A 25,171-nucleotide genomic window follows, 5' to 3' on the forward strand; every position below is an offset into this window, starting at 1 on the left:
TATGAAGGATCAACAAGCCCTAGCCTTACACTGATTTATTCAGATGCTCATGTTCGTAGTAGTAATTTGTGGCTTCCACAAACCCTTCAACACTGCCACAGTCAAAACGACGGCCTTTGAACTTAACGGCTAAAACCAGTCGATCCTGTGCCATCAGGCGTAACGCATCCGTAATTTGAATTTCACCGTTAGTGCCTGGCTGGGTTTTACGTAAATAGTCGAAAATTTCAGGCGTCAGCACATAGCGACCAATGATGGCCAGGTTACTTGGTGCTTCTTCCGGTTTAGGTTTTTCAACCATATCCTTGATTTGATAGATTCCCGGAGCGATCTCATCACCGGAAATAACCCCGTAACTATGAGTTTCATCAGCAGGTACTTCTTCAATCGCCACAATGCTGCATTGGTAACGTTCATACAAAGCAACTAATTGGCTGAGCGCGCGTTCGCCACCTTCATCAGGTTTAGCACATAAATCATCAGCCAGAATGACAGCAAAAGGTTCGTTGCCAATCATCGGCTCGCCGGTCAGGATGGCGTGACCCAGACCCAGCATTTCACGTTGTCGCATGAACACAAATTCGCAGTTATCCATCAGATAACGAATATCATCCAAAAACTTTTCTTTGGATGTACCTTTGATTTGATGTTCCAGTTCGAAACTAGTGTCAAAATGGTCAGCAATAGCGCGTTTACCGCGTCCGGTGATAAAACCGATTTGGCTTATACCTGCCTCCATCGCTTCTTCAACACCATATTGAATCAACGGCTTACTGACAATCGGCAACATTTCTTTTGGCATTGCCTTAGTTGCCGGGAGAAATCGTGTGCCATAACCGGCAGCAGGAAATAAACATTTTCTTATAAGACTTTTTACAGCCATTGACGAGATCCTTATCAAACTGTTGTGGAAAAAAGTGATGACGTTAAGCTAAAGTAATTGCCTGTGAAGTTCAAGAATTGCATGTTGGTACATTTATTCCAGTTATCAGTAGACTGATACATTGTATTCGTACAACATGACTATTTAGTTTCGCTCAAAACACTCTTTCAACCATTTTTTTAATAGGCAACGAGGGCTATGAACTCTGCTCAGGTAAATTTCATTGATTGTGGGCGAAACAAGGAATACGTTAAATGAAAGTGTTAGTTCTCGGTGGTGCGGGTTACATTGGTTCGCATATTTGCAAAGCGCTGGCGTTAATAAATCATCAAAGTGTCGTCGTCGATAATTTAAGCACGGGGCATCGTGAAGCAGTTCGCTGGAGTCAGTTTATTGAAGCCGACATTCTTGACGCTGATAGCTTAATCAGGATTTTGCAGGATGAAGGGCCATTCGATCTGATAATGCATTTTTGTGCGAAATCGCTGGTGGGTGAATCCATGCAAAATCCAGCCCTTTATTACCGTAACAATGTTGTGGGCACGTTAAACTTATTAGATGCCATGGTGGCCACCGGGCATGACAAACTGGTTTTTTCCTCAACAGCGGCTGTATTTGGCATGCCTGAGAGAGAATTAATAAACGAAGAGCATTCACGTTTACCAATCAATCCCTATGGCCAGTCCAAAAAAATGATTGAAGATATACTGGGTGACTATCATCATGCATTTGGTATAAAGTCCGTTGCATTACGTTACTTTAACGCCTGTGGTGCTGATGCTGACGGTGAGATCGGCGAACGTCACGAGCCTGAAACACATTTGATTCCTAATATTCTTAAATCAGTTATTGCCGGAAAAACATCAGAATTGAAAGTGTTTGGTGATAATTACCTAACACCTGATGGTACCTGCATACGTGATTATATTCATGTGAGTGACCTTGCTTCTGCGCATATACTAGCAGGCGAATACCTGCAAAAACATGCTGGTGCATTTGCTTTCAACCTGGGTAATGGTAATGGTTTTAGTGTTTTAGACGTTATTAAGGCTGCCAGAAAAGTCGTTGGACAGAACATTGTGTATACAATAGAAGGCCCCAGAGCGGGTGACCCGCCAGTATTAGTTGCTGATGCCAAACAAGCTGAACAAGTTCTAGGCTGGCAACCTGCTTACACCGATATCGAGTCAATTATTGCGACGGCATGGCATTGGCATCAGAATGAAACATTTTAGCTAAGGATTACTTGTCATGATTCCAGTGATAATTTCTGGGGGTACCGGAACACGACTTTGGCCTTTATCAAGAAAAAACAAGCCTAAACAGTTTCTGTCACTATTTGGTGAATCGTCGTTATTTCAGAATACGCTTATTAGATTAGGTGGTCTGGATGATGTAGAAAACCCATTGATTGTTTGTAACACTGAACACCGATTTATGGTGGCAGAACAATTACAGACAATTGAGATGTCCGCCAGGGAGATCATCTTAGAACCTTGTGCCCGGAATACTGCTCCAGCCATTGCTTTGGCAGCAATTAAAGCACTTGAAAATGGAGACGATCCATTACTCTTGGTTCTGGCAGCAGATCATTTGATACAAAATGTAACGGCTTTTCATCACGCCATTGAACAGGCTAAGCAACTTGCTGAACAGGGTAAACTGGTCACGTTTGGCATCCAGCCTCAATCAGCCCACACTGGATATGGCTACATCGAAGCTGTAAAAAAAGATCAACCGAGTGACGTAAAACGTTTCATTGAAAAGCCAGACCAAAAAACCGCTGAAACCTATTTAGCTGCAGGAAATTTTTTCTGGAACAGTGGTATGTTTCTGTTCAAGGCATCTTCATACATTAACGAATTACAACAGTATCATCCGGAAATGGTGGTTGCCTGTAAAAAAGCGATTGAAAAATCTATTACCGATTTAGATTTTATTCGTGCAGATAGTGACGCTTTTGAACAATGTCCGAGTGATTCTATTGATTATGCTGTAATGGAGAAAACGACCAAAGCCATGGTTGTTCCATTAGATGCAGGATGGAGCGATGTAGGATCATGGTCTTCCTTATGGGAAGCGTTTCCGCAGGATGAAAACAACAATGTCCTGGTTGGCGATGTCATTATCGACTCGGTCACAAACTCCTATATTCATAGTGAGAATCGTTTGGTTACTGTACTGGGGCTGGATGATGTAGTGGTAGTTGAAACGCATGATGCCGTCATGGTGGCGCATAAAGACCAGGCACAAAATGTAAAAAATATTGTTGAAACCCTGAGTAATCAAAACCGCAAAGAAGTTCATACCCATCGGAAATGTTATCGGCCGTGGGGCAGTTATGATTCGGTGGACTATGGAAAACGTTTTCAGGTGAAACGTATTACTGTGAATCCCGGCGCATCTTTGTCATTGCAGATGCACTATCATCGAGCCGAGCATTGGGTGGTGGTTAGCGGTACTGCAGAGGTGACGCGTGATGATGAAGTGATGTTGCTGGGAGAGAATGAATCAACCTTTATTCCTTTGGGCAGTGTTCACCGTCTAAGAAACCCTGGGCGGGTGCCTTTGGAAATTGTCGAGGTACAATCCGGCAGTTATCTGGAGGAAGATGACATTATCCGCCTGCAGGATAGCTATAACCGAAAATAGATTAAAAAATAAAGAGGTTACCTGAGACCCATTATGGCGCAAAGCAAGATCCGACATTTCGATTCAAAAATCAATGCAATCTCCCGTTTGATTGATAGCGCTATTATTTTGGTGACATTCGTAGCCTTGATGGATTTGTTTGCCATCGACTGGCAGCCTAAACATGTTTGGTCATTATTGTTTTCAATCATACTGTTTCATTTTTTTGCAGAGTCACAGGATGCCTATCGCTCATGGCGTGGGACCTATGTCCGGGATGAAGTAACCGCCGTGTTATTTTCCTGGGGAACCAGTATTGCAATACTGGTTGCTATTGAACGGATAGTTATTAATGAACAAACCTATGCAACGCCATTTCTGATTATCTGGTTTATCGTTACCCCCATCGAACTGATTTCCTGGCATGCCATTGTGCGAATGGTTTTAGGCATCATGCGCTCAAAAGGATTGAATACTCGTCGTGTCGCCATAGTTGGCGCAACAAATTTGGGCTATCGACTGGAAAAATCATTTGATGATATGGATTGGACCGGATATCGTTTTTCCGGCTTCTACGATGATCGAAAGCCTGCACCGGATCGCCGTCTTGAGGATGAAGAGACCATTGTCATTGGTAGTATCGAAGATCTGGTAACAGACTGCCGTCGCGGAAAGATCGATATTGTCTTCATTACCCTGTCTTTAGCCGCTGAGGCACGCATTCGTTTACTGACTGAAAAACTGGCCGATACCACTGCATCCGTTTACCTGGTCCCGGATTTATTTACCTTTAATTTGCTCAACTCCAGATGGGTAGATTATCAGGGTATCACGGCAATCAGTATTTACGAAACGCCATTTGCCGGTATTGATAGCATGATTAAGCGTCTGGAAGACATTGTCTTCAGTTTATTAATTCTTTTTCTTATTGCGATTCCAATGCTGTTTATAGCCCTTGGAATAAAAACAACGTCAAAAGGTCCAGTGTTTTTTAAACAAACCCGTTATGGAATGGACGGTGAAAAAATTAAAGTGTGGAAGTTTCGGACGATGACGGTTACTGAAGATGGTGAAACGGTCACTCAGGCAACAAAAAATGATAGTCGTGTAACGCATTTTGGTCGCTTTTTAAGAAGAACCTCACTGGATGAGTTACCACAGTTTTTTAATTCTCTTGGCGGCTCGATGTCTATTGTTGGGCCACGACCACATGCTGTTGCACACAATGAAGAATATCGTGCAAAAATTCATGGTTATATGCTTCGTCACAAAGTTAAGCCAGGCATAACAGGTTTAGCGCAGATTAATGGTTTTCGCGGAGAAACAGATACCCTCGACAAAATGGAGGGGCGGGTTAAGTACGACCTGCTTTATATTCAGACATGGTCTTTGTTATTGGATATCAAAATAATTTTGCTGACGATAATTCGTGGTTTTAAAGGAAGTGATGTGTATTGATGTTTTATCCCGCACAGCCATGGTAGTGTCACATTTTTGTAAGCTGAACAGCCTAAACTGGATCAGTACAGTAATTACTGTATATATTTTATGGGGTTGTATACCTTACCCGTATGTAAAGAAATATGGTGTGAATGACTATTAGTCAGGTGTTTTAGGTTAAACCGGGTTTATAAGAGGTAATGATCGGCTGAATAGCTAAGCAAGTTTGTGGGTAAATGCTTAGCAGAGTTATTTGTTTCATAGTTTTGAGCTTCATCACACTTTTTTTAAGGTCTAGTACCAAAGTACAGTTTTAATGCAGCGTGAAAGCTGTTAACTTTTAGTCGTACTCCTGAGAGATGTTTCTGGGAGATACACTGAACGCAAGATAGAAATATCTTGTTTTATAGCCAAACCTGTCGTGAGGCGGGGTCGGAAAGCCACGGATCTTTGGCTAGAACGAAGATGGCCGGGTTGCATTGCTTAAATTTTTCTATTTAAAGGGTATTATTATGAAAAAAGCGATGCTTTTTGTTGTTAGTTTCTTGTTTGCAGTCAGTGCAAATGCTGCGACGCTTGACTTAACACTTGCAGGTACAGGTGGTTTTCTGGGTGGAGCTACTCAGACAATTAATTCTAATAACTCAAGTGATGTTAGTGCGTCTGGTCTTGGCTTAGGTGTCACATGGTACTCAGATTTTGTTTTACAATCTGACAAAAACACCAAAGCATTAATCACGTTTGAAGCGATCGGTGCGAGTTTGTCGAATCATTCATCAATCAATGTTGGTTTTGGTGATAACTCACCAATTTTCTCAGCTGGTGAATCACCGTTTACTGGCATTTTCAGCTTCTCACAAACGGTTATGTTGACTGCAGGTACTCAGTACTTCTTCTTGCTGGATGGCATCAAGAATGTTGCTGGTTACAAATTGAACGTTTCTGCAGTGCCAATTCCAGCGGCATTGTGGTTGTTTGCTCCTGCACTTCTGGGTTTCTTCGGCTTACGTCGTAAAGCACAGAACGCTGCAGCTGCTTAATAAGTTCACAAGAGTTAACAATATTGTTAGTTTAAGGAAAGGGGGCTTCGGCCCCCTTTTTTTTATTCTTAATAGTGTTAATATCGTTTCTAGATGTTTTCTGTAACGACGGAGTACGGTTATGAAAAAATTGTTTTTTGTATTGGTTTTGATGACCAGTTTTATGTTCGGCACAGCGAATGCTGTTGAGGCTGATTACACATTAAACGCGGGTGACAGGCTGAGCATTTCGGTTTGGAATGAAGATGCTTTAAAAAAAGAAGTTGTCATTCTGCCGGATGGAACGATTTCATTTCCGCTAGCCGGTCAGTTAATGGCTAAAGACAAAACCGTTTTTCAGGTTGAAAATGAAATCCGTGAAAAGTTAGCTAACTATATTTCTGATCCAGTTGTGACCGTAACGGTTGATGTTGTTGGTGGAAATACGATTCATATTCTTGGCAAAGTGGTGACACCGGGTTCATTTGCCATGAGTCAACCACTTGATGCCATGCAGGCCTTAAGTCTTGCTGGGGGGTTAGCGCAATTTGCAAAAGAAAATGACATTATTGTTCTGCGACGTGAAGGAACACAACAACGTACGATTCCCGTATATTATGCCCGCATAAAACAAGGAAGATCCCTAGAGTCGAATATCATGCTGGAAAGCGGTGATATTATGATTGTTCCTTGAATAAATACTCATCGGAGGAGTCAGCATGAACAAAAAATTAGCTTACAGCATCTTACCGTCATTTATGTTGCTTTCAAACTCAGTAATGGCTGCTGAATATCTTGTTGATGCTGATTTATCTCCAACGCTGAGATATGACGATAATGTCGAGCTTCGGGAGGATAAGGAAGGGAGTTTTAGTACTGAAATCACCCCGACACTATTTCTTTCAAGAACGACTGAAGATACATTTCTTGGAATTGATGCTGGTTATCGAATTGAAAGGTTTACCAGTCTGAGTGAGTTGGATCGTCAGGATCCCTTTGTACTGTTTTCAAGTAGTGCCACACATGAACGCAGTGAATATGGTTTGGATGCTGAATATTCCAAGCGTGCCCAACGTACTATCGCGGCAGAGGATACTGGTGATTTTGCATCGGATGCAACGGTAACAACACGTTCAATAGCCCCTCGTTATCAATATCAACTTACCGCCAGAGACTTCCTTTATACAAACCTGAGTTATCAGGATCGAAGTTATGATGATAATCAGTTCCTTGATAACGAAACCTACTCTTTGACGGGAGGGTGGAGAAGAAACTTTACAGAGCGACTCTCAGCCGGACTTGCACTGACCTATATTGACTATGAGGCAGAAGCTGCAAATCGAACTTCTGAATATGAAGCCTATAATTTAAATGTGACCAGTACCTACCGGTTATCAGAACTTTGGTCTCTTGCAGGACAGGTTGGCTACAATACGCTTGATAGTGAAAACAACATTATCAATGGACCAACTTTTAAAGATACCAGCTCAGGCACGCTTTATTCATTATCAGCCATTTATGAAGGTGATTTGAATAACATTACAGTTAAAATTGCAAAAGCACTTAATCCATCCGGTGAAGGTGTCGTGAATGAACAGGAAAGTATTTCGGTTGATTGGAAACGTCAAATTGCAAGTCAATTGGATTTTGGACTTTTGGCTTCTTATCAACAGACTACATCTGCCAGCGACTTTGATAATACTGATCGCGACTATATGACGTTTTCACCCAGTTTAAGATGGCGACTTGAAGAAAATATTGCTCTTAATTTTGGTTATCAATTCCGCAAACAGGAGGGTGATACCGCCCAGGATGCAGAGAGTAATATGGTGTTCTTAACGCTTAATTACGATTGGGGCGGTCTGCTTTATTCTCGCTAGATAAATCCGTAAATAACAATAGAGAGTTAGATGGAAGAAGAACAAACAAAGGGTATCGGCGATTACCTTGATATCCTGTGGCGTCGAAAATACTGGGTAATCATACCGGCGATAATTCTAATGACAGTGTCGGCATACGTTGTAATGACTATGCCAGCAATTTTTAAATCACAGGGCGTGATCTTAATTGAGTCACAAGATATACCGGATGATCTTGTGAGGACCACGATTACCAGTTACGCCGACCAGCGTATTGAATTGATTCGACAACGTTTGATGACAACGAATCGAATTATTCCTCTGGTAGAAAAGCATAATCTCTATGTTCAGCAACGTAAAAATAAAGCCTCAACCTCCGACATTGTTGATCGGTTTAAGCAAAATGTCGGCGTTGAAATTGTGCAGGCGAATGTAACGGATCCGGCAAGTGGTCGTGCCAAGCAAGCCAGTATTGCATTCAGAGTCTGGTTTATCGATGAGTCAGCAGAAAAAGCAAAACTGGTCACTGATGATATCGTGACAGAATTTCTAAGTGAAAATGTACGGGTTCGGACCGCCAGAGCTGAAGAAACCACCAGTTTTTTAAAACTGGAAGGTGACCGGATGCAAAAAGAAGTTCAGAAAACAGAAACCGAGATTGCCGAGTTCAGAGATCAATACAGCGATAGCTTACCGGATTTGCTGGATTACAATCTGGCAATGGTACAGTCAATTCAGCAGGAAATAGCCTCGCTGGAAAATCAAATTATGGTGACGAACGATCAAATCAGTACCATGGGCATTCAGTTATCCATGATCCCAAGAGATGCTGTCGGTCAAAACCCTGCTGCACCAAACCAACCAACGACAGCTGAAACTGAACTGCAACAACTTAGATCAGAATATCGCAGCATGCAGAGCAGATACTCAGCCAATCATCCCGATTTGCAAAGAACTAAACGACAAATTGAAGCACTGGAAGCAGAGCTTGGTGTTATTGCATCACCCCGATCAGAGCTTGAGAATCAATTGGCCGAGGCTAAATCAAATTTACAAAATTTAAAACAACGATATGCATCTGAACATCCTGATATGAAAGCCGCTGAAGCGGAAGTGTCCAGGATTGAAAAAATGTTGTCAGATTTGCCACAAGATGTTGCTGGTGATTCTCCAGGACAACAGCAGGGAATGGCATCTAATCCTGTATATATAGAAGTTTCCGCTAAAATTGATGCAACCAAACGCGAAGTAGCGCGCATGCGCCAGCGGCAGAATGAGCTAAGAGAGAGGCTTGCTGAATACGAACAACGAGTTTACAAAACCAATCAGGTGCAACGTGCATACCTTGACCTGACGCGGGATCATGAAAACAAACTCAACCAGTATCGAGAGTTACGTGCCAAGCAGCTAGAAGCTGAATTAGCACAGACACTTGAATCTGAAAGTAAAGGTGAAAGTTTTGTATTAATCGAGCCTCCCCGGGTTTCAGCAAAACCTGAAAAACCGGATCGGCCAAAACTGATGGCAATGGCGTTTGTTGGCTCGCTGGGTGCCGGTGCCGGAATGGCTATTCTCATTGAGCTACTTTTCGGTGGTGTGCGCGGGTACAGTCAAATCAGTCAACTGGTAGGTAAAACACCATTGGTTGTAATCCCGGTGATCAGTACTGAGCATGATAAACGGAGAAAGCGAGTAAACAGGATTCGGATATTAATTGTGTTCATCTTAATGATTATTGCCGGCATAGCAGCGATTCACTTCTACATTATGAATTTGGAAGTGCTATGGTTTAAAGTCATGAATAAACTTAATGTACTTTAAAAATATTACTCAATTATTGGTAAGTAAATTATATGGATAGAATCCAAAAAGCCCTTGATAAGGCGAAACAAAGGCATGCAGAAGCAGTGACGAAACCAGAGGTCATTGCTCCTGAGAAAGCTGCTGCTGATGCCGGTTCGAAAAATAAGGCAACGGATCCGTTAATTGCGCCAATTGATTCAATTGAATATTCCCAAACAAAAGTCGTTAATGTTTCAAACGAGCAGTTAGACCGGAAACGGTTAATTGCTGGCTTTTATAATAATTCGCAATCCGCGGTATTCAGAATGTTACGTACTCAGGTTTTGAAAAAAATGCGAGGAAATAACTGGCAATCACTGGCCGTTACTTCTCCCACAGAAGGTGAAGGTAAATCGGTCGTTGCAGCCAATCTCGCGATTGCAATTGCAATGGAATTAAACCAAACAGTATTGCTGGTAGATATGGATCTGCGAAATCCGAGTATTGCCAAATATTTCGGCCTTGATGTCAAACTAGGATTAAAAGATTATTTATCGGGTGACCACCCGCTTTCCGATGTGTTGATTAATCCTGGTATTAAACGCCTGGTTATTTTACCCGGTTTAGGTCGGGCAGAGGATTCAGCCGAACTGTTATCCAGCCCTAAAATGGCCAGTTTGGTCTCAGATATCAGATCACAATATGACTCAAGGGTAATTATTTTTGATGTGCCACCCGTACTTCAAACTGATGACGTCCTTTTGGCGAGTAACTACTTTGATAGCACGATTCTGGTTTTAGAGGACGGTAAAAACCCTGAAACTAACATTTTAAGAGTACTGCAAATGCTTGAAGGCACTAATCTTATGGGAACCGTTATCAATAAATGTTCACGAGCCCCTGAACATCAAAATTATTAATTTATGTATACAGAGCATTTTGGACTAACACATAAACCATTTAATCTGGTTCCTGACCCTCGCTTTCTCTACCTGAGTCCCAATCACAAAAAAGCCCTGACGATGCTGGAGTACGGACTGATGAGCCATGCCGGCTTTACGGTAGTGACGGGCGAAATTGGTGCAGGTAAAACCACACTTATCCGAGCATTATTATCCAAAATTGAAGGTGACTGTGTTATCGGATTGATTAATAACACCCATGAATCATTTGGTGAGTTAATGACCTGGGTACTTGACTCGCTTGAGATCGAATCAAACGCTACTGATAATGCCGGGCGTTATCGCGACTATATTGAATTTGTAGTTGAGCAGCATGCTCAAGGTAAACGAGTCGTATTGATTGTGGATGAAGCACAAAATCTAACTGTGCAGGCATTGGAGGAGTTAAGGCTCTTATCTAATGTCAATATAGACTCGGATATTTTTCTTCAACTGGTATTGACCGGGCAGCCTGAACTGATTGATAAACTAAATCAACCTGAACTGGTTCAGTTTGCGCAACGGATAGGCGTTGAGTTTCATTTGAAAGCATTAAACTTTCCTGAAACACAAAACTATATTGAATATCGACTGCAAGTGGCTGGTGCAAAACAAAAGATTTTTTCTAATGAAGCCTGTGCTGTTATTTACTGTTATAGCGAAGGTATTCCCAGACGTATAAATAATCTATGTGACTTTGCACTTGTTTATGCCTTTGCCGACAACAAACTCGAAGTTGATGTGACATTGATTCAGGAAATGATGCGGGATAAAAAAGCTTCTCGTATTGTGAGAACTGAATTTTCAGAAAATCCGGACGTAAAGCGCGTTAAAAGCTGGTTGCTTGAACAACACAACATACAACTAAGCTAATCTCAAAAATCACATTCAAAGTGTGACCGAGCTCACATTGAATTAAATTCTAAAACAATAGAATCTACTCAATAAACTTATGAAGCAGGCATCATCCCTGCTTTATCGAATGTTTTAAAAAATCCTCTGCCCCCCAGGGGATTTTTAGCCCGGCGGAAACGTCGGGCTTTTTTTATCTTTGATTTTTATACTAAAAGCGTATTAAAATCATCGACTCTTGGCTAGAGCAAAATCTCTCAGCAATTATTAGAGAAGATAATTGCGGTCTGCTTCACACTATGATGAACGCCATGACAAATGAAACTAAATATGTGATTCCAATCACCTTTTCAAAATACCTTTGTGCATATCATCATTCACGCAATCATCTATTTACTAATTGGGGGGAGATGAAATGAAAAAGTCATTAATTTTACTGGCGACATTCCTACTAGGCACGCTCAGTGCCACTGCACAAGCACAAAATTACTACGTTTGCGATAACGGTAACGACAGCAACGATGGCCGCACTGAAGCGAAACCATTCAAAAGCTATGAAAAAGCAATGGACACTTTCAATAAAATGAATGCTGGGGATAGTGTACTTTTTTGTCGTGGTGGTGTGTTTCCACAGTCAAAAGGGGTTCATCTTTATAATAAAAAATGTACAGCCTCTAGTACCTGTACAATTGGTGATTATGGTAACAAAAACTTAGTCAAACCACTTATTGTCAGCAATGGAAACACCTCAATTCGCTTTCAAGAAGGGGCAAATGCAGATCCGGATGGTGGTTATGTTGTAAAAAACTTAACCTTAATGGGCGACTCTAAAAGCAAAGCTAATGGCATAGATATGTATAACGATGTCGATGACGTTACTATTGAGAACCTTCATATTGAAGGTTTTAGAATTGGTATTCGCTCGGCTGGCGCAGGCGACTTAAATCCTGGTACCAACGGAATCAATGACCGGCTTCTAGTGAAAAACAGTACTATAATCGGTAATTTTTACCAAGGTTTTTATGGTTCATGTCAGGACTGTTCGATAGAAAATAATGTTTTTGAAAACAATGGTTATTCACAACGCATTCTCACACATAACATATACCTTGGAGCTCACAAGCCAGCTAATGGTATGAAAATAAAGAATAACCTTTTATATAAATCAGCCCGTTATGATGGAGTTTGTTCAGGTGTATCATTAGTTGTCCATGGTAAATTTAACGGCCTTGTTATTGAAGGGAACACTATAAAAGAGGATTTGGGAAAAACTTCTGGTCACTGCTGGGGCATAGGTATTGACCCAGGCTATTCTCATGAAGATGAGTATTTCACCAACACGGTCATCAGAAATAATAAATTGATTAATGTTGGTAATGTCGGTATTGGCTGTGCTTCTTGTGATGGTGCAATCATTGAAGGTAACGAGATTATCGATGAAGGTAGCGAGTTACGTGCTGGTATAAAAATTCCATCTAAAATCGAGAATAGTGTTAAATCGAAAAATATCACTATTAAAAATAATAAAGTTATCCTTAATCACTTAACTGGAAATGGTGTTTCAATCGGTGGAGTAAACAAATTTAATGTTATGAATAATGATATTAAATTGCCAGTTGATACAAAAACAGATTGTTTTGATAAGTATGATGCAAATATCAATACTGATACGTCTAAAAACACCTGTACGTTACACAATGGTGTATCAATTATCGATATTATTGAAGAGGAAACTGAGGTTGTAGAAAACACACCTGAAGAGCCAGTACAAGAGCAACCTGTTGTTACTGAGCCTGAAACAGAAGTGGTAGAAAATACACCTGAAGAGCCAGTACAAGAGCAACCAGTGGTAACTGAACCTGAAACAGAAGTGGTAGAAAATACGCCTGAAGACCCAGTTGAGGAGCAACCAGTTGTTACAGAGCCTGAAACAGAAGTAGTTGAAAACACGCCTGAAGCTCCAGTGCAACAGGAACCAGTTGTTACTGAACCTGAGACTGAAGTCGTCGATTCAGGCAATGATACTGAAACAGTTACAAGCTTTGAGCGTCCGTCCTGGGCAAGCCCAAGACCAACAAGTAGCAGTAACTTTACTTATGATAATCTTATTGAGTCTATGCAGAATGACTATACTAATGAGAGTGCATCAGAATGTAGATTTTTTGCTAGAGGTAAATGTTTAATTCGATAAGTCTCTAAGTTTTAATTATTATCAAGCCCGGTTTTTACCGGGCTTTTTTTTTGTCTTCTGACTGATATTCTTTAGACTATAAGATAGAATCATCTGAAGGTTTAATTTTTGTGGGTATGATGGTCAGTAAATTTCTATTATCAAGACGCTTCATTGTTATGATCAGTGGTGTTTTACTGCTGATAAGTTTCATATTGCTGAAGATTTCTCACAGCATTTATACTGAAATGCTTGAAGTGAGATTGGACCCTTCACAGCAACGCTTTTACCAGACAGATAATCTGAGATTAAAATCTGACAGTATCAACTCAACCAGCTACCGGGTAGTTCTATTTGGTGATTCACGCATACAAATGTGGGATGAAATACCACAGATCGATGGTTTTGAGTTTATTAATCGTGGTATTGGGGGACAAACGACCGCACAGGTAGCATTGAGAGTTGAGAATGATATATTGGCCATCAATGCTGATGCTGTGGTTCTGCAATTAGGTATCAATGATCTTAAGGCAATAGCCTTTACACCCGATAAGCGCGATAAAATTATTCAAACTGTTCAGGATAATCTCCAGAATATAATTGAAACATTATTAGCGCATGATATTGATGTATATTTGATAACAGTTATTCCAGCATCTACACCTCAGGGGAAATGGTATTTCTTATGGTCGGATGATATTGATAGCGCTGTTGTAAATATCAATAATTGGATAAAAAAAATAGATAAAGATGGCGTATATATTCTGGATCCAACAACGAAATTAACTAATGGATTAAAAACTGATAAAAATTTTTCTCTTGATACACTGCATTTAAATGAAATGGGATATAGCATATTAAATAATATGTTAAAAGATACTTTTAAATAAATTTATGGATGAATAAGCCCTTTGTTATTTACATCATTTGATTTCGCAATATTTTTATTTATTGTTTTAATTGCCTATTGGGTTCTTAAAAAACAATTATTTGCACAAAATGCATTGATTGTTATTTCAAGCTACTTTTTCTATGGTTATTGGGATGTTCGTTTCCTGTTTCTAATCGTCTTATCCACTGCAGTCGATTACTGCATGGCACAGATGATAGATGAGGGGGAAATATCCAAAAAAGACAGAATACAAGTTTCAGCATCTCTGCTGGTCTCAGCACTGATTTTCCTGGTGATTCAGTATGATGCAATCAATTTTGATTTAAATATTCTCAGGCTCACGATTGACTGGTCAAATTTGTTAGCTAGTTCCCTTGGTTGGCAGGTTTTTATAGCTACTTCAGTCGTCGTTGTTGCAGCAAATATTCTCTATTCTCAGTTTTCTGGATTTATCCAACATAATAGAAAGAAAGTATTTTTATTTATAAGTATTGCTACAAATTTAGCAATACTGGGGTTCTTTAAATATTTTAATTTCTTTGCTGATAGCTTTGTTGTCATGTCTGAATCGCTGTTTGGATACACCCCTGGGGCATTCACTTTAGATATTATATTACCGGTTGGTATTTCCTTTTATACGTTCCAAACGATGAGTTATTCCATTGATGTTTATCGGGGTGAAATAAAAGCATCGAAAAAACTAACCGAGTTTGCAGCGTATGTTTCTTTCTTTCCTCAACTTGTTGCTGGCCCGATTGAGAGAGGTAAACTTCTTTTACCTCAGTTTCAGAAAGTCCGACCTACCCCGGAGTGGTCGGATATTCGAGAGGGTGTCTGGCTGATATTTTGGGGGTTATTCAAGAAACTGGTTATTGCGGATAACCTGGCAAAGATTGTTAATCCAACTTTTGAATACTATGCATCGGGTGCACCAGCAGGGGGTATACCACCGACGGACAGTTTAAGCCTGGTAATTGTTTTATATGCATTTGCCTTGCAAATTTATTGTGACTTTTCCGGTTACACTGATATTGCCAGAGGAACCGCAAAATTATTTGGCTTTAATTTAATGATAAATTTCCGTTTGCCATATTTTGCAACCGATCCCTCCAGTTTCTGGCGTCGTTGGCATATTAGTCTTTCTACCTGGCTAAGAGACTATCTCTATATTCCATTGGGAGGGAACCGTCGAGGCTCACTCCTGACATACAGGAACTTGATGTTAACCATGATTTTAGGTGGCTTGTGGCATGGAGCAGCCTGGACTTTTGTAATATGGGGTTTTTATCAGGGCGCTTTACTTGCAATATATAGGGCTTTAGGAATAGATGCCGAAATGGGAGGAAATTATCCACAATGGAAAAAGGTACTAATGATAATTTTCTTTTTCCAGTTAACGTGTATTGGTTGGTTAATCTTCCGGGCTGATAGTCCTGCAACGATTGTGAGCTATCTGGAAGGCATTATTTTTAACCCACTCACCACACCCCAGACATTGGAGCTATTAAAAACACTGCTTTTTTATTCCTGGTTTTTAATCATCTTCCAGGTTTTTCAGTACAAAGCGAATAATTTAAATCCCATGCAGCACTGGCATTGGTTTATCCGACTTAATATATGGGTTTATATTATTATGTCATTACTTGTTTTAGCGGCTACCGGTGGACAGGAATTTATCTATTTTGCTTTCTAAATACATTAAAATTTTATTCAAATATAGTTTTATATTGATTTGGATATTTGTTGCAGCTGAGGCTTTTATGCGTGTTTTTGAGCCACAGCCAATCTTACCTCGCTATGTTGAAGCAGGTGATTTCGGTATCCGGGTCAATATGCCGAACCAGGTGTATAAGCATCAATCCCCTGATTTTGAAGTGATCATGCGGACAAATTCAAAGGGTATCCGCTCAGATGTTGAATATGCTTATGAAAAGCCTGATGGAACGAAAAGAATCGTTATCCTGGGTGATTCATTTGGAATGGGCTATGAAGTGGAGTTGGAAGACACCTTCACGCAAGTGATGCGACGGGAATTAATGAGCACGCTTGATCAGAAGGTTGAGGTTATTAACTTATCAGTTTCCGGTTATGGTACAGCTGAACAGCTGTTGATGTTGCAAAATGAAGGCATTAAATACCAGCCGGATTTAGTTTTGGTCACCTGGCATGATACGGATCCGGATGACAATATTCGGTCTAACTTATTTAAAGTTGAAAATAATCAACTCGTCCGTAGAAATGCAACCTATTTACCTGGTATTGAAATTCGTGAATTTCTTTATCAATTCAGTTTTTATCGCTGGTTAGCCGGTGAAAGTCATTTTTATAACTGGTTCAGAGGTTGGGCAGCAAATACCATTAAAGATTTGCTGGTAAAACGTAATGACCCGCCTGAAAAGTCACAAGTTACAGATGAAGTTGCTAAAGAAATCGAGAACAAACAACCTTCTCGTAAAGAAGTTTTATCATTATTTTTGTTAAAAGAAATTAAAAAAGTCGCTGAAGAAAATCAGGCAAATTTATTAATTCTTGAAATACCAACAAGAAAAACGCGGGTTGATTTTCAATCCAGCTTAAATGAATTTTTACGAGATGAGTTTAATGTTGTCAGTCCCATTGTCGAGCTGCAAAAATCGGCAGAAGCTAGCCACCTTATATACCATGAAAGATCCCATGGACACTTTACGCCATTGGGATGCCGAATTATCGGAGAGTTGCTTGCAAAGCGTATTCTCAAAGATGGGCTGCTTTAAATCATAACCAGTTATATGGATTATACTTATTGATTAACTTTGATGAATCAATCACCACAGTTATTCAAAAGATGTTAAATGATCAGCTAATCTGTATGTTAATTGTAAAAGAGGCATAGTTGGGTTCCCACCACCTCCTGTCGCAAAGACACTACTACCAGCCACATATAAATTTTCTGTGTCATGAACGCGGCAATTTTCATCTACAACGCCATATTGTTTTGATGAGGACATACGAGTTGTACCCATCTGATGAGAATGGTGAGAAATCTCGATTTTTTCATCATGATTAGTAATAAATGAATTTAACTTTACTCGTCCAAGGTTACTATTAGCAAAATCTTCTGCAATTGCTATTGCTGTTGTTCTAATAGAGTGTTCATCTGCCTCACTGAGTTCCCAATTCAACTTTAGACGGTTCAAACCAAGATTATCTTTTTCATCAATTAAGCTTAATTGACTTTTTTTATTGGGGAACTGTTCAAAAAGTGTAGAAATGATCCCTTCGCCAATACAGTCATGGCGATATAAAAATTGTAAGCTCTCTGATAAACCAAATTTACATGAAAGTTTGTTAAATAGTGCTTTTAATTCTGCAGTTCTTCCATAAGTCTTGATTTGACTGACGGTTCCAAAAGTGATGTTACTCAAACCGGTATTCATTTCTTTAGCAAAATTAGGAGAGGTCATAAATTGCATAGCTTCGATTTCTCCCCATTCCGCCTTGTTTGAAACAAATTCTCCTAAACGGATGTTGAAATGCTCCATAAAACATTTACCAACCATTCTCGTTTGGTTGCCAATGCCTTCGGCAATTTGAGAGTTGGAGTTTAGTAGAATTCGCGCATTTTCAATGGCACCCATTGCAATAATAAATTTGCGTGCTGAAAAGCCTTGTTGATGGTTTCTGTAGTTCTGAATGGTTATTGAATCAACGGTTTTAAAATCGTTTTTCAACCTAATATCAACTAAATTGGCATTTACGAATAAATCAATATTACTATGTTTATTGAGTTCGTTTAGAAATTTATCGCGAAACTTAACGTTACTGGATGCATAAATATCCGGAATAAAATTCTCGCTATTAATCTTAGTCCCTTCGGCAGGTTTAAATGTATTATCTTTTTCTAGCTCAAGTACCTCAATGGCTTTGGGTAAAAACTGGTTTATTTCATCAAACGATATAGGCCAGCCAGGTAGCCCATTAATAATTTTATCTTCAAAGTCAAACTTAACAAAAGGGCGGCATCTGCCAGCCCAGTGATTTGTAGTTCCACCTAAAAATCGTAATCTGAAAAGATCAAGCCAGTAGGGATTCGTATCAGTAACCTCACCGGCATAAATGTCTTGCGATTGCTGACTATATTCTTTATCTCCGCCCTCAAAAAGCGCAATAATGTAACCTTTATTTGCGAGTTCTAATGCTAACGTTATTCCTGCAGCACCAGCACCACAAATACAAAAATCATAACTTCGTTCTGATGCGTTTGAGTATTCATTGAAATTAATAATCATAACTAGTTTTATTAATCTCGAAGGTCATTTTTGGTGATTAGCCAACCGTTAAGTAAAAAGCTGTCTTTTCCTATAGTTGTTATGTGTATGTCAGATTTTCTTAAAAAATGTAAAATCCCAATATTAAAAATAGAAATGCCTATAACACCTAAAAGTCCACTCTTTAGCAACTTTCTTCTATGATAATTCATTATTTAGTCCAGGTTTTCGGTTTTTATTGATATTAATATAAGCAGAAGATAAGGCAATAAGAACCCAGTAAAACGTTGGTATATAGCTGACAGAACTCACGGTAAAAATGGTAAACATTACTCCAGCAATACAGCTAATAAAAACTCTACCAATCAGCTTTGATTCTATATCAATATCTGGTCTTTTGATAATCTTTCGACACCGAAAAATCAGAAATACGAATACACCTACAAATAACAACAGGGCGATTAGTCCGTAAGGAAGCAATATTCCAATATAAGTATTTACTACGTCAATGATGCCTTCACCTTGGCGGAGAGACTCCATCTCAGGAGTGCTTCTGAAATTAATGTCGCCAAATAAAGGGTTTTTCTTAAAAAGAATCATGGAGTTTTCAAGCAGTTGGGCCCTGTAGTCAAACGTATCAGCTCTCTCATCACCTACAAAGGGAAGAAGTTCAACATATTTACTACCCACAGGGGTAAGACTTGCCAGTATTAACAGGCCTAATCCCAAAATACCGTACTTAACAAGTTTTCCAAAACCATTTCGACCGGTCCAGATAAACATCATTGTCATTAAAGCAAAGCCTATCCACGGACCTCTTGATTTTGTTGCCAGTAGACATAAGATAATCGCACCAAAAGCCAACAAACCTAACTTTCGGTTTTTTATGAAGTGTTGCAGGTACAATAAGATGGCACCAGCATAAATCATCACATAACCCAAAACAATCGGTCCAAAAAATACAGCCATGGCTCTCAATCCACCACCACGGATATCCCGATATTGATTGAAAGCACTTTTAAAGCCAATTTCAGAGCCGATGGATGTGTACATAAACCAACTGCTTAATAACTCAAATACACCGATTAACGCAAAAGGAATAATGCCAATAAATAAAGCAGTAAGTGCTAGTTTAAGACGCTCATGGGTATTAATTAATCTGGTAATAACGTAATAGGGCACAAAGATATCAATAAATAACAGAAAGGATTCACGCCCGGCATTAGTAATAGTGTTATCTCTGAATTGCAATAAGGAAACTAAAACAATAAACGTGATTATGTATTTATCGGTAGGAATGGAAAATAATTTTTGGGATGATTTTAGACTAATGAGTGCTGGCAGTAACAAACTGATAATCATCAAGTTTGGATAAGTTAATAGGAAAAGGTTTTGTATACCAGCAAAGCCGGGTATTTGTGCATCGATAAGTGGTATCGTGCAGATTAAAACCAGATAAAAATATACTCGCTGGATTGAATTTGCTGCTATTTTAACATTCGCAACAATAAAAACCGCCGCGGCAATAAACCATATATTTTTAAGTAAAATGGCACCATAAAGCATTAATAACCATGAGAACTGCCATTTTTTAAGCTGCTTGATATTGAAGTTGCCAGCCAGTGCTTTATTCATCAGGCTGTAGGTAATTCCCGTGAGAACCGTTATAACAAGAACCGTTTGGATATACTCAGACATGATCTCACAATATTTTTTTAAAAACGCATCTTAACAAACAAACCGATAAGCGACTATGCACAATTTATCCCTGAAAAAACGTGTCTCGACATCTACCGCATGGGTGTTTGCAGGCCATATGAGTTCACAAATTCTTCGATTAGCCAGCAACCTGATCATGACCCGACTATTGGTACCGGACATGTTTGGTGTAATGGCACTTGTGACGGTATTTATGATGGGGATTGCAATGTTTTCTGATGTTGGATTACAGCAGAACATTGTACAAAGCAAAAAGGGGGAGGACCAAAGTTACCTGGATACGGCCTGGAGTGTCCAGATCCTTCGTGGAATTCTGATCTTTATCATTGCATTATTAATAAGTCTGGCTTTATTTTTTGCACAACAACAGAACTTTTTCCCGGAAAATTCAGTTTATGCAGATCCGATATTACCGTACGTACTTGCGGTTATGTCATTTACTGCAGTATTGGCCGGTTGTAACTCTGTTAATCTTTTTTTACTTAACAGGAAGTTACTTGTTGGAAAGGTTATTTCGATTGAACTGTTCAGCCAGGCAATTGGTTTGGTAGTGATGGTTTCTGTGGCCTGGTTTTGGCGCGAAATATGGGTGTTAGTGCTTGCTGGTTTGATCTCAGCCATCGCCAAAATGCTGTTATCTCATCATTCCAGCTTAGGTGACCGCTGTCGCTTTAGAATTGAGAAACAGCATTTCCATGACATTATTCATTTTGGTAAGTGGATTTTTCTGGGGTCAATATTAGGTTTTTTGTTATCACAGGGGGATAGGTTATTTTTGGGGGCATGGTTAACGCCGGAAATGCTGGGCATCTACAGCATTGCCTTTTTTATGGCAAATGCAGCGCGTGAAATCATGAAAAAACTTGCCGGTTCAGTATTCTATCCCATGCTGAGTGAGGTTTTTAGAGAAAATCCTGAAAAAATAAAATCAGTCTATTATCGACTGCGTTTAAGGGTCGACTTTTTGACGATGACAGCTGCAGGATTTTTAGCCAGTTCTGGCAGTGTGATTATTGCGTTTTTGTATGATGAGCGTTATCTGGAATCCGGCTGGATGTTTCAAGTGCTGTCGGTTTCAATTGTCTTTGTTGGCTTCAATATGGCGGCAGCCTGCTTAATGGCTCGAGGTGATTCCAAAAGTCACGCTATTATGATGATGGTAACGGTAACAGTTTTGTTTATTGGATTGCCGCTGGCTCACAATTTTTATGGATTGATCGGTGCAATAGTTTTTATTGGATTGCTTGATATGGCGAATATACCGACGACTCTCTTCATGATGAAAAAAGCGGGCATATTAAATATCAAACGCGAATTTTTAATGTTGCCAATGTTCTTTGTGGCTTATTTTTTAGGCAATTATCTAGTTTCATTAATTAGCTGATATTAAACGACGTCGTTTCTCACCCAGCCAGATACGAAACCGTTTTAATATCTTTGGCTTTGGGTATTTATAATATTGCTCCCAAGGGTGTTTTGTTTTTTCAAAAATTTTATTCGCATACGATTTAATACCTTTTCCAGCAAAAAAGTCTCGCCGTACTTTGGCCATTCTAGGCCCCCATTCCTGTACATGAAAAACACGCCAGTGCATCGAGTCCAGACGTCTTCGGCCCCAATAGTTGTATTTGAGAAGACCTTGCTCGATAGCCCATTCACAATGAAATCTGCGTATGCTTTCATCTATATCAGCATCACGGAACTCATCCATGATTTCCTGCCATAAAGTTTTTTTCATAATGCAAAAATTATAGCTAAAACGTTGAGTTTTTAAATATTCGGTCCCTTCTATTGGCTGATCTGCCTCAAAGATGATTCCACACCCAGTAACAAACTGATATTTGTTTTGCATCAAATCATCAATTATTTCTGGTAACCAATTTTTTTCAGAAGTATATGCCAGCGTATCAAGGTTGATGGATACATAGATTTCTGCACTACATTGAGCAACCAGTTTTTCCAGAATGCTTGTTTCATCATTTTTTAAATCATCACCCTCAACAAAGGGCATCAAAATGAGTGTCCCCGTATAGCCTGATGATTTTAAATCTTGCTCGACTTTCGCTTGATCGAGATCAGAATAAAGTACTATTTTTTGTGGTGGCTGTTGTAAAAAATTTAGCCAATCCTTAAGAACAATTAAATGCTCATATTGAGCAAGTTTACCAATTAAGTCGTATTGTGAAGACATTCAGAGACTCATATTATTAGTTGACATAGCTAGTATAGCCTTATAACAAACCATATTAAAAGGCAGCATTGTTTGAAAAAATAACAATGTAAAATTTATCATAAGTAATTTGTTGTTGGCAGTGTTAGTTGCAAATGATATACATAGGTTCAAGATGTACTGAAAGATGGGTAGTGCAATGACCAAGGGAGGGGGCGTGTCGAATAAAACAAAAATTGGTATAGTTGGAACAGGCTTTATTGCTTATGGTGTAGCAAAAATGCTTCTTAAGTCTTCTGATATGACCGTATCAAAGATATTAACCCGCAGAAAACTCGACTTTAATGACTTACCTCAATTGCCTCAAAGCTTGTATACACAATCCATTCAGGAGCTAATTGACGAATCGGATTTAATCCTTGAGTGCTCAGGTGATGTCTTACACGCTACCAGAGTGATATCAGAAGTTGTTAAAACAGATAAAAAAGTTATTACAATAGATGCTGAGTTTCAAGTGACATCAGCATCTTACTTTATCAAACGTGGAGCCTATATAAGTGAAGCTGATGGTGATCAGCCTGGATGTTTAGCAAGACTTAAACAAGAGCTTGTAGGTATGGGATGTGAACCTCTGGCTTATGTAAATTTAAAAGGATTTCTTAATCCGAACCCGGTAGAAGAGGAGATGCGTTACTGGGCAGATAAACAAAAACTTACCTTATCCCAAGTTACCTCATTTACAGATGGTACCAAACTTCAGATAGAGCAGGCTCTGGTCGCAAATGGATTAAATGCAGCAATTGCGAAGGAAGGAATGATAGGCGCAACGGTTGAAAAGTTAGAAGACCTTGATTATTTGGTTGATGCAGCCAAAGCACTTGGTGCCCCCGTGAGTGAATATTTATTATGCAATGGCGCGCCACCAGGAGTCTTAATTCTAGCAGATCACGAAGAAGCAAACTTGCTTCCCGGATATTTGGCATTGAGCAGGTTAAAAACAACTAAAAAAACAGCATATATTTTTGTACGACCTTTCCATATCCCCCATTTGGAAGTAATGAATACTTTCCGTCGTGTAATTAATGGTGAAGGCGTATTAATTAATAACTCCTCATCACCAACTATAACAGCTGGGGCGGTTGCAAAAAGACAATTAAATCCAGGTGATAAAATTTTGCAAGGTGCTGGGGGGTTCGATGCCCGCGGTTATGTGTTAGAGATTAAAAATCATAAAAATGCTGTGCCAATTTGCTTGTTGCAAGATACACCTGTCATCAGAAAGATTGAGCCAGGCCAAATTATTACATTTGATGATGTGGATCTAACTAATACAACGGCTTTGGAATGTTATTTAGATTCACTACCGGAATAGTTATCCCCTTGAACTTAAAGAATGTAGTTTGAAAAAATCAGTTTGCCAAAAGTTAAATATTGAACATGGACTTTAATATAAAAATAATAAAGGATCTGCATTGAGGGTTACGTTTGTTCTTCCTGAGCTGAACCTTACCGGTGGAGTGCGAGTGGTTGGTATATATGCTCAACTTTTGGCAGAGCGGGGCCATAAAGTTAATGTTCTATATCCATCTCCCCCAAAAAAAACGTTTAAACAAAAACTTAAAGTATTTTTAAGGTTACTTAAAGGGCAGCGTCCGTCAAAGTTGACTTGCCCATATTTTGATCATCAAAAGGCTGGTTTGCATGAGTTACCTTTTCATGAAAACGTAACACAAGATGATATTCCGGATGCAGAGGTTGTAATTGCAACCTTTTGGAACACAGCCGAATGGGTCGCAAAATTTTCTGAGTCCAAGGGGCAGAAAATCTATTTTATTCAGCATTATGAGGTTCACCCCTGGCTTCCTGTGGAGCGGGTAAGGCAAACGTTCAGGTTACCATTCAAAAAGATTGTTGTTTCTGGCTGGATTGCCGATTGCCTGAAAACTTACGAAGATGTTTTGGTGGATGCTATTGTGTTAAACGGTGTCGACAGCAAACAGTTTTTTTCACCTGCAAGAGAGAAACAAACAACAGCAACAGTGGGTTTTATGTATTCTCCGAGACATTATAAAGGGACTCAAATAGCCATTGATGCTATTGAACTTGCTAGAAAAACGAATCCGGAATTGATTGTAAAGGTCTTTGCTGCTGAGAGCCCAACCCTGGATATGCCGCTACCTGATAAAACCGAGTTTTTTTTGAGTCCTCATCAAAATCAAATAAAAGATATTTATTCAGCATGTGATGCGTGGTTGTTTACTAGTATCAAAGAGGGGTTTGGTTTGCCAATATTAGAGGCTATGTCCTGTAAAACCCCGGTAATAGCCACTCCAGCAGGTGCTGCCACTGATCTGATAACACCAGAAAATGGAATATTAGTTGATGATTACAGTGCCGAAAAAATAGCTGGCGCAATTAATTTGATATCAAAATCAACTGAAAAAGAGTGGAGGCAATTATCAGAGAATGCCTTTGAAACCGCGCAACAGAATTCATGGGAGAAATCCTGCGATCAATTCGAGTCAGCTTTAATAGATAGTTTGGAATCATCCAAGGATATTTAATG

Annotated in this window: 20 protein-coding genes and 1 riboswitch; of the genes, 16 read left to right on the forward strand and 4 right to left on the reverse strand. The window is 39.5% G+C overall.

The genetic code is table 11. The features are described from left to right. Positions 1 to 25: 25 nt before the first annotated feature. On the reverse strand, positions 26 to 883 hold the full coding sequence (galU, locus tag B2W60_RS02830) for a UTP--glucose-1-phosphate uridylyltransferase GalU (RefSeq protein ID WP_292361750.1): 858 nt from the start codon (positions 881 to 883) through the stop codon (positions 26 to 28). Between the two features lie 254 nt (positions 884 to 1,137). On the opposite strand from galU, the gene galE reads away from it, so the two are divergent. The 13 genes from galE (at position 1,138) to B2W60_RS02895 (ending at position 17,222) form a co-directional block, all read left to right on the forward strand. Next, positions 1,138 to 2,118, forward strand: coding sequence for a UDP-glucose 4-epimerase GalE (gene galE, locus B2W60_RS02835; RefSeq protein WP_292361751.1), 981 nt, complete (start codon positions 1,138 to 1,140; stop codon positions 2,116 to 2,118). A gap of 16 nt (positions 2,119 to 2,134) precedes the next feature. Further along, entirely contained in the window at positions 2,135 to 3,535 is a 1,401-nt protein-coding gene (locus tag B2W60_RS02840) for a mannose-1-phosphate guanylyltransferase/mannose-6-phosphate isomerase (protein ID WP_292361752.1), read from the forward strand. 33 nt (positions 3,536 to 3,568) lie between these two features. Continuing rightward, complete coding sequence (locus B2W60_RS02845; protein WP_292361753.1) at positions 3,569 to 4,972, forward strand: undecaprenyl-phosphate glucose phosphotransferase; 1,404 nt, start codon at positions 3,569 to 3,571, stop codon at positions 4,970 to 4,972. Between the two features lie 381 nt (positions 4,973 to 5,353). Continuing rightward, positions 5,354 to 5,436, forward strand: a riboswitch (cyclic di-GMP riboswitch). A gap of 30 nt (positions 5,437 to 5,466) precedes the next feature. Further along, positions 5,467 to 5,994, forward strand: a complete 528-nt coding sequence (locus tag B2W60_RS02850; protein ID WP_292361754.1) for a hypothetical protein — start codon at positions 5,467 to 5,469, stop codon at positions 5,992 to 5,994. Positions 5,995 to 6,115: 121 nt separating this feature from the next. Next, positions 6,116 to 6,667 (forward strand): polysaccharide biosynthesis/export family protein, encoded by a 552-nt coding sequence (locus B2W60_RS02855; protein WP_292361755.1) that lies wholly within the window; start codon positions 6,116 to 6,118, stop codon positions 6,665 to 6,667. Positions 6,668 to 6,692: 25 nt separating this feature from the next. Continuing rightward, the gene (locus tag B2W60_RS02860; RefSeq protein ID WP_292361756.1) at positions 6,693 to 7,853 is read left to right on the forward strand and encodes an autotransporter domain-containing protein; all 1,161 of its coding nucleotides are present in this window, start codon (positions 6,693 to 6,695) and stop codon (positions 7,851 to 7,853) included. Between the two features lie 30 nt (positions 7,854 to 7,883). Then, positions 7,884 to 9,653 (forward strand): GumC family protein, encoded by a 1,770-nt coding sequence (locus tag B2W60_RS02865; protein WP_292361757.1) that lies wholly within the window; start codon positions 7,884 to 7,886, stop codon positions 9,651 to 9,653. A 32-nt stretch (positions 9,654 to 9,685) separates the two neighbouring features. Further along, positions 9,686 to 10,534 (forward strand): CpsD/CapB family tyrosine-protein kinase, encoded by an 849-nt coding sequence (locus B2W60_RS02870; protein ID WP_292361758.1) that lies wholly within the window; start codon positions 9,686 to 9,688, stop codon positions 10,532 to 10,534. 3 nt (positions 10,535 to 10,537) lie between these two features. Beyond that, the gene (locus tag B2W60_RS02875) at positions 10,538 to 11,428 is read left to right on the forward strand and encodes an ExeA family protein (RefSeq protein ID WP_292361759.1); all 891 of its coding nucleotides are present in this window, start codon (positions 10,538 to 10,540) and stop codon (positions 11,426 to 11,428) included. A 394-nt stretch (positions 11,429 to 11,822) separates the two neighbouring features. Beyond that, the gene (locus B2W60_RS02880) at positions 11,823 to 13,598 is read left to right on the forward strand and encodes a hypothetical protein (RefSeq protein WP_292361760.1); all 1,776 of its coding nucleotides are present in this window, start codon (positions 11,823 to 11,825) and stop codon (positions 13,596 to 13,598) included. Between the two features lie 116 nt (positions 13,599 to 13,714). Beyond that, positions 13,715 to 14,467: an SGNH/GDSL hydrolase family protein gene (locus B2W60_RS02885; protein WP_292361824.1), complete on the forward strand. Its 753-nt coding sequence runs from the start codon at positions 13,715 to 13,717 to the stop codon at positions 14,465 to 14,467. Positions 14,468 to 14,488: 21 nt separating this feature from the next. Then, positions 14,489 to 16,162 carry an MBOAT family O-acyltransferase gene (locus B2W60_RS02890; protein ID WP_292361761.1) on the forward strand — a complete coding sequence of 558 codons (1,674 nt, stop codon included), beginning with the start codon at positions 14,489 to 14,491 and terminating at the stop codon, positions 16,160 to 16,162. Continuing rightward, positions 16,152 to 17,222: an SGNH/GDSL hydrolase family protein gene (locus B2W60_RS02895; RefSeq protein ID WP_292361762.1), complete on the forward strand. Its 1,071-nt coding sequence runs from the start codon at positions 16,152 to 16,154 to the stop codon at positions 17,220 to 17,222. The genes B2W60_RS02890 and B2W60_RS02895 overlap by 11 nt, the downstream gene beginning before the upstream one ends. 60 nt (positions 17,223 to 17,282) lie before the next feature. On the opposite strand, the gene B2W60_RS02900 is transcribed toward B2W60_RS02895, so the two are convergent. Together B2W60_RS02900 and B2W60_RS02905 are read right to left on the reverse strand one after the other, a co-directional pair. Next, on the reverse strand, positions 17,283 to 18,737 hold the full coding sequence (locus B2W60_RS02900; RefSeq protein ID WP_292361763.1) for a GMC oxidoreductase: 1,455 nt from the start codon (positions 18,735 to 18,737) through the stop codon (positions 17,283 to 17,285). 177 nt (positions 18,738 to 18,914) lie between these two features. Continuing rightward, a complete protein-coding gene (locus B2W60_RS02905) occupies positions 18,915 to 20,414 on the reverse strand; it encodes an O-antigen ligase family protein (RefSeq protein ID WP_292361764.1) in 1,500 nt (499 codons plus the stop codon). 55 nt (positions 20,415 to 20,469) lie between these two features. On the opposite strand from B2W60_RS02905, the gene B2W60_RS02910 reads away from it, so the two are divergent. Next, entirely contained in the window at positions 20,470 to 21,819 is a 1,350-nt protein-coding gene (locus B2W60_RS02910; RefSeq protein ID WP_292361765.1) for an oligosaccharide flippase family protein, read from the forward strand. On the opposite strand, the gene B2W60_RS02915 is transcribed toward B2W60_RS02910, so the two are convergent. Beyond that, positions 21,808 to 22,626: a hypothetical protein gene (locus B2W60_RS02915; RefSeq protein WP_292361766.1), complete on the reverse strand. Its 819-nt coding sequence runs from the start codon at positions 22,624 to 22,626 to the stop codon at positions 21,808 to 21,810. The two genes, B2W60_RS02910 and B2W60_RS02915, sit on opposite strands and share 12 nt — an antisense overlap. A gap of 196 nt (positions 22,627 to 22,822) precedes the next feature. On the opposite strand from B2W60_RS02915, the gene B2W60_RS02920 reads away from it, so the two are divergent. Together B2W60_RS02920 and B2W60_RS02925 are read left to right on the forward strand one after the other, a co-directional pair. Further along, a complete protein-coding gene (locus B2W60_RS02920; RefSeq protein WP_292361767.1) occupies positions 22,823 to 23,977 on the forward strand; it encodes a hypothetical protein in 1,155 nt (384 codons plus the stop codon). Between the two features lie 151 nt (positions 23,978 to 24,128). After that, a complete protein-coding gene (locus B2W60_RS02925) occupies positions 24,129 to 25,169 on the forward strand; it encodes a glycosyltransferase family 4 protein (protein WP_292361768.1) in 1,041 nt (346 codons plus the stop codon). Positions 25,170 to 25,171: the final 2 nt, after the last annotated feature.

The organism is Methylophaga sp. UBA2496, from assembly GCF_002341635.1.
Lineage (GTDB): Bacteria > Pseudomonadota > Gammaproteobacteria > Nitrosococcales > Methylophagaceae > Methylophaga.

Excerpts from the sequence above, each read along its gene's own strand:
- galU (WP_292361750.1), bottom strand. The coding sequence starts at position 883 with ATGGCTGTAAAAAGTCTTATAAGAAAATGTTTATTTCCTGCTGCCGGT.
- galE (WP_292361751.1), top strand. The coding sequence starts at position 1,138 with ATGAAAGTGTTAGTTCTCGGTGGTGCGGGTTACATTGGTTCGCATATT.
- B2W60_RS02840 (WP_292361752.1), top strand. The coding sequence starts at position 2,135 with ATGATTCCAGTGATAATTTCTGGGGGTACCGGAACACGACTTTGGCCT.
- B2W60_RS02845 (WP_292361753.1), top strand. The coding sequence starts at position 3,569 with ATGGCGCAAAGCAAGATCCGACATTTCGATTCAAAAATCAATGCAATC.
- B2W60_RS02850 (WP_292361754.1), top strand. The coding sequence starts at position 5,467 with ATGAAAAAAGCGATGCTTTTTGTTGTTAGTTTCTTGTTTGCAGTCAGT.
- B2W60_RS02855 (WP_292361755.1), top strand. The coding sequence starts at position 6,116 with ATGAAAAAATTGTTTTTTGTATTGGTTTTGATGACCAGTTTTATGTTC.
- B2W60_RS02860 (WP_292361756.1), top strand. The coding sequence starts at position 6,693 with ATGAACAAAAAATTAGCTTACAGCATCTTACCGTCATTTATGTTGCTT.
- B2W60_RS02865 (WP_292361757.1), top strand. The coding sequence starts at position 7,884 with ATGGAAGAAGAACAAACAAAGGGTATCGGCGATTACCTTGATATCCTG.
- B2W60_RS02870 (WP_292361758.1), top strand. The coding sequence starts at position 9,686 with ATGGATAGAATCCAAAAAGCCCTTGATAAGGCGAAACAAAGGCATGCA.
- B2W60_RS02875 (WP_292361759.1), top strand. The coding sequence starts at position 10,538 with ATGTATACAGAGCATTTTGGACTAACACATAAACCATTTAATCTGGTT.
- B2W60_RS02880 (WP_292361760.1), top strand. The coding sequence starts at position 11,823 with ATGAAAAAGTCATTAATTTTACTGGCGACATTCCTACTAGGCACGCTC.
- B2W60_RS02885 (WP_292361824.1), top strand. The coding sequence starts at position 13,715 with ATGATGGTCAGTAAATTTCTATTATCAAGACGCTTCATTGTTATGATC.
- B2W60_RS02900 (WP_292361763.1), bottom strand. The coding sequence starts at position 18,737 with ATGATTATTAATTTCAATGAATACTCAAACGCATCAGAACGAAGTTAT.
- B2W60_RS02905 (WP_292361764.1), bottom strand. The coding sequence starts at position 20,414 with ATGTCTGAGTATATCCAAACGGTTCTTGTTATAACGGTTCTCACGGGA.
- B2W60_RS02910 (WP_292361765.1), top strand. The coding sequence starts at position 20,470 with ATGCACAATTTATCCCTGAAAAAACGTGTCTCGACATCTACCGCATGG.
- B2W60_RS02915 (WP_292361766.1), bottom strand. The coding sequence starts at position 22,626 with ATGTCTTCACAATACGACTTAATTGGTAAACTTGCTCAATATGAGCAT.